Source organism: Pseudomonas sp. Tav-5-1A, assembly GCF_055755055.1.
This window is the reverse complement of record NZ_CM146901.1, coordinates 1,435,759-1,450,135: the sequence shown is the minus strand read 5'-3', so window position 1 is coordinate 1,450,135 and position 14,377 is coordinate 1,435,759. Positions and strand designations below refer to the sequence as shown.

The 14,377-nt window shown below is 63.3% G+C and carries 13 protein-coding genes; 2 read left to right on the top strand and 11 right to left on the bottom strand.

The window, feature by feature from the left end; genetic code table 11:
• The first annotated feature begins 28 nt into the window (after positions 1–28).
• A complete protein-coding gene (gene lptF, locus AC0J42_RS06495) occupies positions 29–820 on the top strand; it encodes a lipotoxin F family OmpA-related lipoprotein LptF (RefSeq protein WP_416422813.1) in 792 nt (263 codons plus the stop codon).
• A gap of 45 nt (positions 821–865) precedes the next feature.
• Here the strand turns inward: lptF and AC0J42_RS06490 are convergent, their stop codons facing one another.
• Positions 866–2,488 (bottom strand): J domain-containing protein, encoded by a 1,623-nt coding sequence (locus tag AC0J42_RS06490; protein ID WP_473005581.1) that lies wholly within the window; start codon positions 2,486–2,488, stop codon positions 866–868.
• Positions 2,485–4,173, bottom strand: a complete 1,689-nt coding sequence (locus tag AC0J42_RS06485) for a molecular chaperone HscC (protein WP_416422811.1) — start codon at positions 4,171–4,173, stop codon at positions 2,485–2,487. Before AC0J42_RS06485 ends, AC0J42_RS06490 begins: the two co-directional genes overlap by 4 nt.
• 424 nt (positions 4,174–4,597) lie before the next feature.
• Here AC0J42_RS06485 and AC0J42_RS06480 point away from each other — a divergent pair.
• A protein-coding gene (locus AC0J42_RS06480) for an IS3 family transposase (protein ID WP_473002887.1) occupies positions 4,598–5,739 on the top strand; the annotation gives its coding sequence in 2 pieces (ribosomal slippage) (positions 4,598–4,847 and positions 4,847–5,739; 1,143 coding nt in all).
• Between the two features lie 155 nt (positions 5,740–5,894).
• On the opposite strand, the gene AC0J42_RS06475 is transcribed toward AC0J42_RS06480, so the two are convergent.
• The 9 genes from AC0J42_RS06475 to prfB all read right to left on the bottom strand — a co-directional run bounded on the left by AC0J42_RS06475 (position 5,895) and on the right by prfB (position 14,215).
• Positions 5,895–6,755: an IS3 family transposase gene (locus AC0J42_RS06475; RefSeq protein WP_473002672.1), complete on the bottom strand. Its 861-nt coding sequence runs from the start codon at positions 6,753–6,755 to the stop codon at positions 5,895–5,897.
• Positions 6,752–7,045 carry a transposase gene (locus AC0J42_RS06470; RefSeq protein WP_473002674.1) on the bottom strand — a complete coding sequence of 98 codons (294 nt, stop codon included), beginning with the start codon at positions 7,043–7,045 and terminating at the stop codon, positions 6,752–6,754. The genes AC0J42_RS06475 and AC0J42_RS06470 overlap by 4 nt, the downstream gene beginning before the upstream one ends.
• A 521-nt stretch (positions 7,046–7,566) precedes the next feature.
• Positions 7,567–7,878 carry a hypothetical protein gene (locus AC0J42_RS06465; protein ID WP_473005580.1) on the bottom strand — a complete coding sequence of 104 codons (312 nt, stop codon included), beginning with the start codon at positions 7,876–7,878 and terminating at the stop codon, positions 7,567–7,569.
• Positions 7,871–8,782, bottom strand: coding sequence for an alpha/beta hydrolase (locus AC0J42_RS06460; RefSeq protein WP_473005579.1), 912 nt, complete (start codon positions 8,780–8,782; stop codon positions 7,871–7,873). Before AC0J42_RS06460 ends, AC0J42_RS06465 begins: the two co-directional genes overlap by 8 nt.
• On the bottom strand, positions 8,754–10,031 hold the full coding sequence (locus AC0J42_RS06455) for a flavohemoglobin expression-modulating QEGLA motif protein (RefSeq protein WP_416422808.1): 1,278 nt from the start codon (positions 10,029–10,031) through the stop codon (positions 8,754–8,756). The genes AC0J42_RS06460 and AC0J42_RS06455 overlap by 29 nt, the downstream gene beginning before the upstream one ends.
• A 16-nt stretch (positions 10,032–10,047) precedes the next feature.
• Complete coding sequence (locus tag AC0J42_RS06450) at positions 10,048–10,599, bottom strand: hypothetical protein (RefSeq protein ID WP_473005578.1); 552 nt, start codon at positions 10,597–10,599, stop codon at positions 10,048–10,050.
• 47 nt (positions 10,600–10,646) lie between these two features.
• Positions 10,647–11,351: a TetR/AcrR family transcriptional regulator gene (locus tag AC0J42_RS06445; RefSeq protein WP_416422806.1), complete on the bottom strand. Its 705-nt coding sequence runs from the start codon at positions 11,349–11,351 to the stop codon at positions 10,647–10,649.
• A gap of 182 nt (positions 11,352–11,533) precedes the next feature.
• Positions 11,534–13,036 (bottom strand): lysine--tRNA ligase, encoded by a 1,503-nt coding sequence (gene lysS / locus AC0J42_RS06440; RefSeq protein ID WP_416422805.1) that lies wholly within the window; start codon positions 13,034–13,036, stop codon positions 11,534–11,536.
• A gap of 83 nt (positions 13,037–13,119) precedes the next feature.
• Positions 13,120–14,215 (bottom strand): peptide chain release factor 2 gene (prfB, locus tag AC0J42_RS06435; protein WP_416422804.1). Its coding sequence is split into 2 segments (ribosomal slippage): positions 13,120–14,142 and positions 14,144–14,215, totalling 1,095 coding nucleotides; the frame shifts between segments, so codons are not numbered across the junction.
• Positions 14,216–14,377 lie beyond the last annotated feature (162 nt).

Sequence of the window (14,377 nt, the reverse complement as noted above, 5' to 3'; positions counted from 1 at the left end):
ACCCGTATTCGATTAAAGGATGAACACCATGCGTAAACATTTGATGATCCCTGCCCTGCTGGCCGCCAGCGTTGCCCTGGCCGCCTGCGCCACCAAACCCAACCCCAACCTTGAGTCGGCCCGCAGCAACTTCCAGGCCCTGCAAAGCAACCCGCAGGCCAGCCAGGTGGCCGCGCTGGAAACCAAGGACGCCTCGGACTACATGGACAAGGCCGACAAGGCCTTCCTCAACCATGACGACAGCCGCGACGTGGACCAGTTGGCCTACCTGACCAACCAGCGCGTGGAGCTGGCCAAGCAGACCATCGCCCTGCGCACTGCCGAGGCCAACCTGAAGAACGCCGCGGCCCAGCGCACCCAGGCGCGCCTGGATGCCCGTGACGCGCAGATCAAGAAACTGCAGGACAGCCTCAACGCCAAGCAGACCGACCGCGGCACCGTGGTCACCTTCGGCGACGTGCTGTTCGACGTGAACAAGGCCGGGCTGAAGTCCAGCGGCCTGGTGAACGTGAACAAGCTGGCGCAATTCCTCCAGGAAAACCCTGACCGCAAGGTGATCGTCGAGGGCTACACCGACAGCACCGGCTCTGCGGCCTACAACCAGAGCCTGTCCGACCGCCGCGCCGGTTCGGTGAGCACCGCGCTGGTGAAAATGGGCGTAGACCCAAGCCGCGTGGTCTCCCAGGGTTACGGCAAGGAATACCCGGTGGCCGACAACGGCAGCGTCTCGGGCCGGGCCATGAACCGTCGCGTGGAAGTGACCATTTCCAACGACAACCAGCCGATTGCCCCGCGCAACTCGGTCAGCTCCAGCAACTGACGCTGGCAAGGCTGGCGGCGCCCCTGGCGCCTGCCAGCCGGCCCGTCAGGGCTTGGGCGTGAAACCCGTGGTCAACGGGAAGCCCGGGTGCAGCAACTGGGCGCTGGCAATCACGGCGATCATCACCAGCGCCGTCACCCACTGCCAGGTATCCCAGTCGAACACCCGCACCACCGCCTGCCACGGCTTGCGCCAGTCCGGGGCCAAGGCCTCGGCATCCGGCTTGAGCCATTGGCGCACGCTCAGCGCCAGCCACCCCGCCACTCCCAGTATTCCCAGGTTCAGCCCCACCCAGCCCGTCACCGCCAGCCACGGCACGCCATGGCGGATCAGCAGCACCTGGCGTTGCGGGTCCAGGCGCTTGGGCAGCCACCCGCTCAGCCACAGGTCGGGGGCCAGCAGTTCATGGCTGAAGCGCGCCCACAGGCCCATGACGAAGCGCACGATCCACACCACGATCAAGCTCACGAACGCGCTGGCCACCACCTGTTCCCACCAGCCCTGCAGGCTGGTCTTGCCGGCCAGATGGCCGAGCGCCAGGACCAGCATGGCGCCACCCCAGACCTTGGGCAGCTGCCGGGTCTCGAACGGCCGCGGCATCAGCCGCCGCCAGAAGAACGGGTCGCCCGACGGCAGGCGTTCGAGCAGTTGCGGGTACTGGTAGGCGAACTTCATCGACAGGTCATGGCAGGCCTGCCAGTCGGCGTGTTCGAAGGTGCGCACCCACTGGTATTGCTGCCACAGGGTGAGCGGCGTCAGCAGCAGCAACGCGGCCTTTTGCGCCGCGCTCGCCGACTGCCGGGTATCGGTGGCCATGGCTTGCAGCTGCTGGTACCAGGCCTGCTGTTCACAACGCTCCACCAGGCGGTGCCAGCGCCACTGCGGCTCGGGAATAATGCCCTTGGCCTGGTCCCAGCCGAACAGCCGGCACACCCGTTCGAACAGCGCGCCGCTGATGTCCGGGTCGTCGTCCAGCAGCTCCAGCACCATGGCCTGCAGGTCCAGGCGCCGGTCGAAGGCGGCCAGCCACGGTTGCTGCGCCAAGTGGGTCAGGGCGTCCATGAACGGCCGCTCGTCACCCGCCTGCAGGCTGTGGCCCAGGGCCTGGCAGTGACGCACCATCAGCGAACGCACCAGCGCCTGCTGCTGGGACGGGGTCAGGCGCACCTGCTGGAAGGGCGTGAGCCACTGGCGTTGGCTGATGCCCCAGTCCAGCAACGCCGCCTCGGCGTGGGGGGCCTCCAGACAGCGTTCGGCCAGGCGTTGCTCAAAGGCCTGGTCGCAGCCTAGTTGCAGCGCCTGTTGCCAACGCTCGGCGAGGTTGTGCGGGGTCAGGTCAAGCAGCAGGCCGTGGGCCTGCACGTCGGCCGACGGCGCTGGCTCGACGACGGCCATGGTCGGCACGGCCACGCTTGGCTCGGGGTGTTCCTGCACCGGGGGCTGTACCCACACGGCGCCCTGCTCGTGCGCATCGTCATCGCTTTCATCGCGCCAACGTGCCAGCTGCAGGGCACGTTCGTAGGCCTCGCGCAGGCGCTGGAAGGCTTCGGCATCCTCGTCGGGGCGGTGCACCTTGAGCAACCGCGCGTACTGGCGCTTGATGCTGCGCTCGTCGGCCTGGTCGTCCAGTTGCAGCACCTGCCAGCAATCCTGGTAGACCTCGCTCATTGCCACAGGCCCCGGTCCACTTCGCTCAGGCGCTCGGTGAGGTCATGGCGCACTTCGCGAATCTGGCGTTCGTCCTGGGTGTCGAGCACCTGCTGGAACTGGCTGGCCCAGTGGTTGATCTGCTGGCGCATGTCACCCAGGCTTTCCTGGTACAGGCGCTCCAGGCGCGCCACCAGCACGGTGTTCACCTGCTGGTCGCGCGGGTGCACCTTGAGCTGCGACAGGGCCTGCAGGCGCTGCTGGATTTCCTCGGGGCTGAGGACGCCGGGGTTGTTCTCGATCACCAGGGCATGCTGCTCGCCGGTCAGCGGGATGCTCACCTGGGCCTCGAGAATGCCGTTGTTGTCGTAGGTAAAGCGCACGTCCAGGGTCACTTCGCCGGCCTTGCGCTTGGGCACCGGGATGTCCAGTTCGCCCAGTGCCACGTTGTCCTTCACCAGGCGGCTCTCGCCCTGGAAGATCTTCACCAGCACGTGTTCCTGGTTGTCGGTGAGGGTGTTGACGGTCTTCACCCGGCTGACCGGCACCACGCTGTTGCGCTCGATGATGGGCAGGTAGTGCCCGGCTTCCTGGCGCTGACCCATGGTTTGCGACACTTCGATGCCCAGCGTGTAGGAACAGACGTCGGTGAGCACCACCTCTTCCAGCGCCGCCGAACGCGCCTTCAGCGCAGCCTGCACGGCAGCGCCGTGGGCCACCACTTCGTCGGGGTTGAGGGTGATGGAAGGGAAGCGGCCGAACAGCCCGGCGGCCAGCTTGCGCACCAGCGGCATGCGCGTGGTGCCGCCCACCAGCAGCACTTCGTCGAGGTCGCTGACACGAATGCGCGCATCGCGCAGGGCGCGCTCGATGGGCGCGCGCAGGCGCTCAAGCAGCGGCGCGTAAAGGTCGGCGAGCTGCTCCTGGGTGATGGTGTGCAGCCATTCACGGCCGCCCAGGCGCAGCACGAAGTCGCTGCTGGCCTGCTGGCCCAGGCTCTTGCGCACCCGTTCGGCTTCGCGGCGCAGGGCCTGGCGCACGTTTTCCAGGGGCGGCAGGTCGGCGTGCTGGCGCACGAAGTGCTCCACCAGCAGGCTGTCGAAATCCTCGCCGCCGAGGAAGTTGTCACCGGCGCTGGCGCGTACCTCCATGACCCCATCGAACAGCTCCAGGATCGAGACGTCGAAGGTGCCGCCGCCCAGGTCGAAGATCAGGAACGAGGTTTCCTTGTCCTTCTGGTGCAGGCCATAGGCGAGCGCGGCGGCGGTGGGTTCGTTGATCAGCTTGTCCACCTTCAGCCCCGCCAGCTCGCCGGCGATGCGCGTGGCCTTGCGCTGGGCGTCGCTGAAATAGGCCGGCACGCTGATCACCGCCTCGGTGACCGGCTCGCCGAAGGCGCGCTCCACGTCTTCCTTGAGGCTCTTGAGCACCAGGGCCGAGAGCTCCTCGGGACGAAACTGGCGCTCGCCCAGGCGTACTTCCTGGGCGCTGCCCATATGGCGCTTGAACAGCGCCGCGGTCCTGGCGCGATGGGTATGCAGGCGCTCTTTCGCGGCCTGCCCCACCAGCACCCGGCCTTCGTCGTCCAGGCCAACCACGCTTGGGGTGAGCACGCTGCCCAGGGCGTTGGGCACCAGTTCCGTGGTGTCGCCGCGCCAGACGGCGATCAGGCTGTGGGTGGTGCCAAGGTCGATGCCGACGATCATGGGCGCAGAACTCCTTTTCCGGGGAAGGCGATGATGGCACTACCGTGGTGGCCACCATGTGAAAATGTGTCCGAATGGTAACGCAATCCACGAAACAGCGGGAGCCGCCCGGTTTTGATCCGCTTTTGATGTGGCTGTTGATCTTGATCTTGCTTGTGATCTTGATCTTGCTTGTGATCTTGATCTTGCTTGTGATCTTGATCTTGCTTGTGATCTTGATCTTGCTTGTGATCTTGATTGTATGCCCCGTAAAGCGCCCGGGCCGACTGGAGGCGTCGCTCAACGGGCTGCCCGAAGGGCCGAGGCCGCAGGCCGAAGAGACGGTAACCCGCAGGCTTCTATAGCGGGTGCCGTCTGATGTGGCCTAATTATCCCGGACACGCCCAAAGGAGCGGTAATCTACCGCTCAACCAAGAGGTGTTCGATGTCCCGACGTAATTTTTCGACAGAGTTCAGGCAAGAGGCAGCAGCCCTTGTCCTTGATAGTGGCTACACCACCCCAGAAGCCTGCAAAGCCATGGGCGTTGGCCCAACCGCACTGCGTCGGTGGGTGGAACAACTCCGCCAAGAGCGTTTCGGAATCACCCCCGAAACGGCTTCAGCCATGACGCCTGAACAACAGCAAATCCAGGCGCTGCAGGTAAAAATCCGCAAGCTCGAGCTGGAGAAGGAAATCTTAAAAAAGGCTACCGCTCTCTTGATGAACGATTCCCTCGATCGAAGGCTTTGATCGATGCGTTAAGTGAGCGTTTCACGGTAACTGACTTGTGTCGTGTTTTTGGGGTAAGCCGCAGCGGCTATTACGAGCATCTCAAGCGCCGCAATTGCCCCGATCCAGATCGGGAGCGGCTGAAAACGTTGGCCACAGGGCTGCATGCCGAAAGTCGAGGCTCCATGGGCGCACGGGTATTGTCTGCGGCACTCAAGGCCCAGGGAGAGCAGGTGGGGCGTTTTTTGGCCGGGCGGTTAATGGCCGAGGCTGATTTGCGGAGCATTCAACGTCGGCCAAACCCTTATCGCCTGGCCACGGTGGAGGCAAAATTTGCACCCAATCTATTGGAGCGCCAGTTCGAAGTGTCGGCGCCCAATCGGGTTTGGTGTGGTGATATCACCTATATCTGGGCGGGGACGCATTGGCTCTATCTGGCGGCTGTCCTCGATCTGTATGCCCGGCGGATCGTGGGTTGGGCCATCTCCAAAAGCCCCGATTCGGCATTGGCGTGCAAGGCATTGGAGCTGGCTTATCAGGCCCGCGGAATGCCCGACAAGGTCATGTTTCATTCGGATCAAGGCTGTCAGTACAGCAGTGAGCTGTTTCGCGACAAGCTTGAAGGATTCGGGATGAGGCAAAGCATGAGCCGGCGTGGAAACTGCTGGGATAATGCACCGATGGAGCGTTTTTTCAGCAGCCTGAAGTCAGAGTGGATACCCAAGAAAGGTTACCAGGACGAGGCGAAGGCCAGGCCGGATGTACTTCGCTACGTGATCCATCATTACAACCAGGTCCGGCTTCACAGCCATAACGAGTACCGCACGCCGGTGGAGCATGAAAGGCTGGCGGCGTAGCTCCTAAACAAATGTCCGGGATTGGTTGACCAGATCAGTCTGCCCGTTGAGCGGCGCCGGAAGGAGGGGACCCGTAGCGCAGCGGAGGGCCCAAGCAGGGGCAAGCCTTTTTTGCTGGGCCTGTCCCCCGTTAACGGACGCCAAGAAGCTGTTCATCACGCCGTCCGTCTCAACCCTTTCGCGTAGTCGTTCGGTGAACGATACCCCAGTGCCGAGTGCAGTCGGACGGCATTGTAAAACCCATGGATGTAGCTGGCGATCGATACATACGCCTGCTGTTTGCTGGGATAGGTCCCGCAAGCCTCCTCTCGTTTGAGTGTAGCGAAGAAGCTTTCGGCCACCGCGTTGTCCCAGCAGTTTCCCTTGCGACTCATGCTCTGCGTCACGCCTTTCGCAGCCAAGGTCTGGCGGAACCTTCCGCTGGCGTATTGACGTCCCTGATCAGAATGAAAAATCACTCCGCAAGCCCCCAGGCAGGCGTTCCAGGCGTTGATAAAAGCCCGTTCAACGAGTTCGTCTGGCATCCGGTCAGCGAAGCTGTAACCCAGTACCTGACGGGTTTGGATGCTCAACACCACTGCCAAATACATCCAGCCCTCTTTAGTTGGGATGTAGGTAATATCACTGACCCAGGCGGGCACGGCGCCATGCACCGAAAACTGACGATCAAGCAGATTGTTTGCCACAGGCTGAAAGTGATGACTATCGGTGGTGCACGGCACGTACCTGGCTCTGCCTTTGCTCTGGATGCCCTCTTCATGCATGAGGCGGCTAACCCGTTTAGGGCCCACGGCGTAAGCCTTCTGGCGTAGCGCTTGAACCAGTCGGGGCCGTCCGTAGGTTCCACGGCTGGCAGTGAAGACCTTATGCAGTTCAAGACGTAACTCTGCATCAGGGTCAGGACGGTTGCGCCGATGCCGGTAGTCGTAAAACCCTGAAACGGAGACACCCATGACCCGACACAGTGTGCGGACAGGGAATTGAGCCCGTTCTGCAGCGACGAAGGCGTATCTCACCTGGACTCTTTGGCGAAGAATACTGCCGCCTTTTTTAGGATTTCGCGCTCCAATTTGAGCTCGGCATTTTCGGCCCGGAGCCGTGCCAGTTCGCTGCTTTCCTTGGAGATGGGGCGACGATTGGGGGAGCTTGGCGCAAGCCCCTTTCGTGCTGCATCAACCCAGTTGTCCAACGTCTTGACGGAGATGTCGAGCTGACGGGCAGCTTCGGTTCGGCCCACCGATTCCGCGAGGGCTACAGCCTGCATTTTGAATTCATCGGTATAGTTACGGCGAGTACTTGGGTACATGGCAACCTCCAGGATGGCAATGTAAGTATCGCTTCTTGGCGTCCGTTGTCATGGGACAGGCCCATGCTTACTTTTTGTGGCGTTTGACAAAAAGTGAGTCGCCGTAAGGGCGAAACGGTCAGTGGTCGCACCACGAAAATGGATATATCCAGAATCGTCAGAAGCAGGATCCGACAATCATGAACATATCCATTACCGAAGGTGATGCAGAATCACCTTTTCGGCCTTACGCCGAGTCACTTTTTGGCAAACGCCCCAAAAAGTGACCAAAAAGGGCTTGCCCCTGCTTGGTCCCTCCGCTCCGCTGCGGGTCCCCTCCCTCCGGCGTCGCCCAAGCGGCCGACGGCCCGGAATAGAAGCGCCTCCGGTTCCGTCTTCCCCGGCTACGCCAGGGACCGCTCGGTCAACGCCTCCAGTCGGCCCTGGCGCTTTATGGGGCACACAATCAAGATCAAAGGCCTCACGGGATCAAGATCAAAGGCGGTCCGCGGCGTGGCAGCGGCAGCGGTGCGCGGCAGCGGCTACGGCGTGGCTTGCGCGCAGTGCACGGCTTGCTTCTGACTGTTGACCAACACCCCACTCAAACCCTTCTGCTGGGTATCAAACAACACCAACACCCCATCAATACACTGCGCCACTTCATTGGCCGGCGTAGCCGAGACCTTGTAATCCTCGCCGGGAATGGTCTTGAGCATGGTGAAGTCACTCAGCAGCAAGGCGTCCTCAGGCTTGGCGAAGTGCAGGTAGCCGTAGTACCACAAGCACCCAACGGTGACGAAAATACTGCCGATGCCGGTCAGGATCATCGGGATGGCGTTGCGTTCGTCACTCATGGGGCGGCTCTTGTTGTTCGGGGTAGTTGGGCACTTCGCCCAGGCGGCGCAGGCCGTTGAAGTGTTGCGGGTCTTGCAGGAAGCGGATCATCACGGTGCGCCAGGTGGGGTCGGCGAAGGTCTGCACGTGGCCGCCACGGGTCAGTTGCAGCACCCGTGGGGGTGGCGCGTTTTTGTACAGTTCCAGGCCGTTGGCCAGGGGCACGATGGGGTCGTCCATGCTCTGGTAAAACAGCATCGGCGTGCCCTTGAGCGCCGCGATGGAGTAGATGGCGCTATCGCCGTCCGGCACCAGCCACGACAACGGCACCTGCAGCGGCCAGGTCAGCCACGAAGTGCTGAGGGCGAATTGCCCCACCCCGCGGTAGCTGGACGGCACGCCATCGAACACCAGCGCCTGCAGGCGCTTGAGCTGTTGCGGGTGGCTGGCCAGGTAGTGCACGCCCATGGCGCCGCCCAGGCTCTGGCCCAGCAGCACCAGGGGTTTGCCCTGCACCTCGGGCTGCTGGTCCAGCCACTTGAACGCTGCGTCGATGTCCTGGTAGATGGCCGGCAGGCTCGGCTCGCCCTGGGACAGGCCGTAGCCACGGTAGTCCAGCAGCAGCACCTGATAGCCCTGCTCCGGCAACCACCAACTGCCACCCAGGTGCCAGGCCATGTTGCCGCCGTTGCCGTGCAGGTGCAGCACCGTGCCTTTCACCGGCACACCGGGCTTGGCCGGCAGCCACCAGCCGTGCAGGCGGGTGCCGTCGGCGGTGGTCAGGGTCACGTCGCGGTAAGCCAGGCCGGCCTTGTCGGGGGCGAATGGCTGGCCCTTTTCCGGGTAGAACAGCAGGCTGCTGCAACCGGCCAGCAGCGCCAGCACCACCAGGCCGCTACAGAATGTTCGAATAGTCCGCTTCAATGCGATCCAGGCTCAGGTGGTTGAGGAAGTTGGAGAAGCACATCCACGCCGACAGCGCGTTGAGGTCGCGGAACTGCTCGGGCAGGTATTTGGGCGGCGTCACCAGGCCTTCGTCCACCAGCTGGCGCAGGGTGCGCATGTCTTCCAGGGTGGTCTTGCCGCAGAACAGCAGCGGGATCTGCTCCAGCTTGCCCTTGCGCACCGCCAACTGGATGTAGTTGTAGACCATGATGAAGCCCTTCAGGTACGACAGGTCCTTGGTGAAGGGCAGGCCGGTGGGCGTGGAGCCACGGAACACGCGGCTGGCGTTGCCGTAGCTTTCCGGCAGGCCGAAGCCCTGTTCGCGGAAGAAGTCGAAGATCTGCAGGAAGTCGGCGCCCTCCTCCACCATGTGGATGGCGCGGGTGCGGTTGGTCAGCTTGCGCAGGCGGCTGGGGTAGGAGGCGAAGGCAATCACTTCCATCAGGATCGCCAGGCCTTCCTGGGTCACGGTCGACGAGGGCGGCCCCTTGGACAGGAAGGTGCAGATCGGCTGGTTCAGGCCGTTGAGGGTGGTGCCCACGTGCACCAGGCCTTCGTGCACTTCCAGGGCGCGTACGTCGCGCTCGTTGAACATCGCGTCGCTGCGGATCTTGATGTAGTCGGCGCCTGCCGCGGCGTCGGCGACGATGCCGTCGGACTCGAACACCCGGATGGTTTCCTCGGCCTCGCCGAAGGTGCGGTTCAGGCGGCTTTGCAGCATGCCCACGGCGTCCTTGGCGGTGAGGGTCTTGGGCTCGTCCTTGAGGTCGCCCCGGCCGTCGATGTTGTTCAGGTAGTCCGACAGCATCAGGCCCAGGTCGGCCAGGGTCGGGTCACCGGCGTGGAAGGCATCGGAGGCGGCGCCGTAAAGCTCCTGGGAAATCAGGCCGAAATCCTCGGTGCCGCGCGCTTCGAGCATGCGCACCACCATGCGGTATTCCTTGCACATGCGCCGCATGATCTGGCCCACCGGGTTGAACTGCCCCAGCTGGCGGGTAATGTCGCGCTCGATGTTCTGGAATTCCAGCTTCACCGCACTGGAGTCGAACGACAGCGGGCGGTTCTGGTAGTAGGCGCGGTCCACGGCGGGCATGGCCTTGCCCTTGGCCTTGAGGAAATCCTGGCGGATGCTGTCATCCCATTTCACCGCGTCCAGCACGCGGATGGGTGCCTGGGCCAACACGATACGGTCGGAAAGGCCGCGAATCGTCTGCTGATAATCGTCCACCGGCGACTCCTTGCTATTACTGCGGTTTTGACTTGGCCCGGGTATAGCGGGCTATTTCGACGAACACGTCGGAGTTGGCCGGGTCGTCCAGGTAAGCGAAGACCTGGTCCAACCCGCTGTCCACCCGCACGCCCTCGCCTTGCGGGGTGTCCAGTCCGGCGCCGCTCAGCGCGTGCTGGGCAATGGCCTGCTGGATGCGCTCGACATCGAGGTTATAGACCACCAGCGCGCCGTCGTCGGCCAGCTCGAACCCTACCAGGGCATACTGACCGCCATAATCGGCCGGCATTCGCGCCGAGGCGTACCAGCGGCTGCCATGGCCGGCCACGGTGAAGCCTACCTCATCGCGCGGCTGCCCGGCGGGGGTGCTGATGGCAAGGTAATGGTTGGCGTCCTGGCGCTTGATGGCCAGGGCCAGGTGCTGGCCCCACGCGGTCCTGCTCACCCAGTGCCCCACCAGCCCGGCTGGCGCGGCCTGGCTTGGCGGCAGCGGGTCCTTGAAGCCGACCAGGCAGCCGCTTAGCAACAGCGACCACAGGGCGATGAGCAACAGGCGCCAGGCTTTCATCAAGCACTCCTTGGGCGGTGGGGACAGGCGCATTCCTGCGCCTGGGGTCAGGCCGAAGCCAGGACCAGGTGCATGTAGCGGGTGAGGATCGCCAGCATCTCGTCATCGGCCATCGGTGCCTGGCTGTCGAGCAGGCCCTGATATTCCATGCGGCCGATGATGGCCGTCAACACCTTGGCATCCTGGTGCGGCTCGCGCGAGCCCAGCACCTGCAGCAGCTGGCAGGTGCCCTGCAGCAGGATCTGCTGGTGCGAGGTAACCAGTTTTGCCAACCGCGGGCTGAGCAGCGCTTCCTGGCGGAAAGCCTGCTCGGCCATCAGGTAGTCGCGGCGAGTGAGCAGCTGGCGGTGCACGTACTCGGCGGTCATGCGTGCGATTTCGTCGGCCAGTTGGGCGCGGGACGCCGGGCTGCCGTCGTTGCGCGCCATGATGTTGCGCAGCAGTTCCTCGGTGCTGGCCCACAGCTTGGCCATGTACGCGGCGCTGCGCTCCACGTATTGGGCGAAGGTGTCGGTGAGCAGGTCTTCGATGTCCTTGAAATAGTAAGTGGTGGCCGACAGCGGCACGCCGGCTTCCGCCGCCACCGCCCGGTGCCGAACCCCGCGTACGCCGTCGCGTACGACAATGCGCATGGCCGCGTCGAGAATCTCCTGACGACGCTGCTCACTTCCCTGGCGGCTGGCCTTGCGACCCTGATACTGCACACTTTCCGCCACTGCTGTCGCTACACCGGCAGCACCTTGTTGAGCCATTGCAGGAGTCACTACCTAAACCCTCTTGAAAAAAACCGATCCGTCGGTGAATTGTTCGTAGCAGCTGCCGAAGGCTGCGTCCGGCAGCACCACCAGTGTAAAGCCAGACGCAGCCTTCGGCAGCTGCTACAGGATATTCGCGCATAAAAAAGCCGCCCCGGGGGGCGGCTCGTTCAGCTGACTCAGGCCTGCGGACGCATGTGCGGGAACAGGATCACGTCGCGAATCGACGGCGAGTTGGTCAGCAGCATCACCAGGCGGTCGATGCCGATGCCTTCACCGGCCGTTGGCGGCATGCCGTACTCCAGCGCGCGCACGAAGTCGGCGTCGTAGTGCATGGCTTCGTCGTCGCCGGCGTCCTTGTCGGCCACCTGGGCCATGAAGCGCTCGGCCTGGTCTTCCGCGTCGTTCAACTCGGAGTAGGCGTTGGCGATTTCACGGCCGCCGATGAACAGCTCGAAGCGGTCGGTGACGTTGGGGTTGTCGTCGTTGCGACGGGCCAGCGGCGACACTTCGAACGGGTACTGGGTAATGAAGTGCGGCTGCTCCAGCTTGTGCTCGACCAGCTCTTCGAAAATCATCACCTGCAGCTTGCCCAGGCCTTCGAAGCCCAGCACCTTGGCGCCGGCTTTCTTGGCGATTGCACGGGCCTTGTCGATGTCGTTGAGGTCGTCGGCGGTCAGGTCCGGGTTGTACTTGAGGATCGAGTCGAACACCGACAGGCGCACGAACGGCTCGCCGAAGTGGAACACCTTGTCGCCGTACGGCACGTCGGTGGTGCCCAGCACCAGCTGTGCCAGCTCGCGGAACAGTTCTTCGGTCAGGTCCATGTTGTCTTCATAGTCAGCATGGGCCTGGTAGAACTCGAGCATGGTGAACTCGGGGTTGTGCCGGGTCGAGACGCCTTCGTTGCGGAAGTTGCGGTTGATCTCGAAGACCTTCTCGAAGCCACCCACCACCAGGCGCTTGAGGTACAGCTCCGGCGCGATGCGCAGGAACATGGCCATGTCCAGGGCGTTGTGGTGGGTTTCGAACGGCTTGGCCGCGGCGCCGCCAGGGATGGTCTGCAGCATCGGCGTTTCCACTTCCAGGAAGTCACGCTGCATCAGGAAGCTGCGAATGTGGGCGATGACTTGCGAACGCACGCGGAAGGTCTGGCGCACGTCTTCGTTGACGATCAGGTCAACGTAGCGCTGGCGGTAGCGCTGCTCGGTGTCCGACAGGCCGTGGTGCTTGTCCGGCAGCGGGCGCAGGGACTTGGTCAGCAGGCGCACGTGGGTCATTTCCACGTACAGGTCGCCCTTGCCCGAACGGGCCAGGGTGCCTTCGGCGGCAATGATGTCGCCCATGTCCCAGGTTTTCACCGCGGCCAGGGTGTCTTCGGACAGGGTCTTGCGGTTGACGTAGACCTGGATGCGACCGGTCATGTCCTGGATCACCATGAACGAGCCACGGTTGAGCATGATGCGACCGGCAACCTTGACCGGGATGGCCAGGGCTTCCAGTTCTTCCTTGGTCTTGTCGACGTACTGCTTCTGCAGGTCGGCTGCGTAGCTGTCACGGCGGAAGTCGTTGGGGAAGGCCTGGCCCTTGGCACGCTCGGCAGCAAGCTTTTCCTTGCGCAGGGCGATCAGGGAGTTTTCTTCCTGTTGCAGGGCTTGCGGGTCGAGTTGTTGGTCGCTCATGTCTTGAAAAATTCCATCACGGGGTTGTTGCCCCCGCCTTGCGGCGGGGATCGCGGGCGGTCACGCCCCGAAGGGCGCGCGCCTTACAGGCCTTGCTTGAGGCTGGCCACCAGGTATTCGTCGATGTCGCCGTCCAGTACCTTGTCGCAGTCGCTGCGCTCGATGCTGGTGCGCAGGTCCTTGATGCGCGAGGCATCCAGCACGTAGGAGCGAATCTGGTGCCCCCAGCCGATGTCCGACTTGCTGTCTTCCATGGCCTGGGACGCGGCGTTGCGCTTCTGCACTTCCTGCTCGTAAAGACGGGCCCGCAGCATTTTCATGGCGGTGTCCTTGTTCGCGTGCTGGGAACGTTCGTTCTGGCAGCTGACCACGGTGTTGGTCGGCACGTGGGTGATACGCACCGCGGAGTCCGTGGTGTTAACGTGCTGGCCACCGGCGCCCGAGGAGCGGTAGGTGTCGATGCGCAGGTCCGCCGGGTTGATCTCGATCTCGATGTTGTCGTCGATTTCCGGCGACACGAACACGGCCGAGAACGAGGTGTGGCGGCGGTTGCCGGAGTCGAACGGGCTCTTGCGCACCAGGCGGTGCACGCCGATCTCAGTGCGCAGCCAGCCGAAGGCGTACTCACCCTTGATGTGCAGGGTGGCGCCCTTGATACCGGCCACTTCACCGGCCGACAGCTCCATGATGGTGGTGTCGAAGCCGCGCTTGTCGGCCCAGCGCAGGTACATGCGCAGCAGGATGTTGGCCCAGTCCTGGGCTTCGGTACCGCCGGAACCGGCCTGGATGTCCAGGTAGGCGTTGTTGGCGTCCATCTCGCCGCTGAACATGCGGCGGAATTCCAGCTTCTCCAGCGACTCGCGCAGGCGGTCGACTTCCTCGGTCACGTCGGCGACAGCGCCTTCGTCTTCTTCCTCGGCAGCCATCAACAGCAGGTCCTTGGCATCGGCCAGGCCCGCGTTCATTTCATCCAGGGTGTCGACGATCTGCGCCAGCAGCGCGCGCTCGCGGCCCAGGTTCTGGGCGTATTCAGGGTTGTTCCAGACTGCCGGATCTTCAAGCTCGCGGTTGACCTCGGTCAGACGCTCATGCTTTTGATCGTAGTCAAAGATACCCCCGAATGGTTTCGGAGCGCTCGGACAGGTCCTTGATGGTGTTCAGGATCGGGTTGATTTCCATGGCGGGCAGCACTCGTACGTATTGTGTCAAAAGCCGGAGAGTATAACGCACTCGCAGCCCCGAGGCAGCCCGCCGGGCGGTTATGCAAGGATTTTGCTTGCCAGGAACGCACGAATGACCCGTAGCAGCTGCCGCAGGCTGCGTCGGCGGCCGGCCTGAACA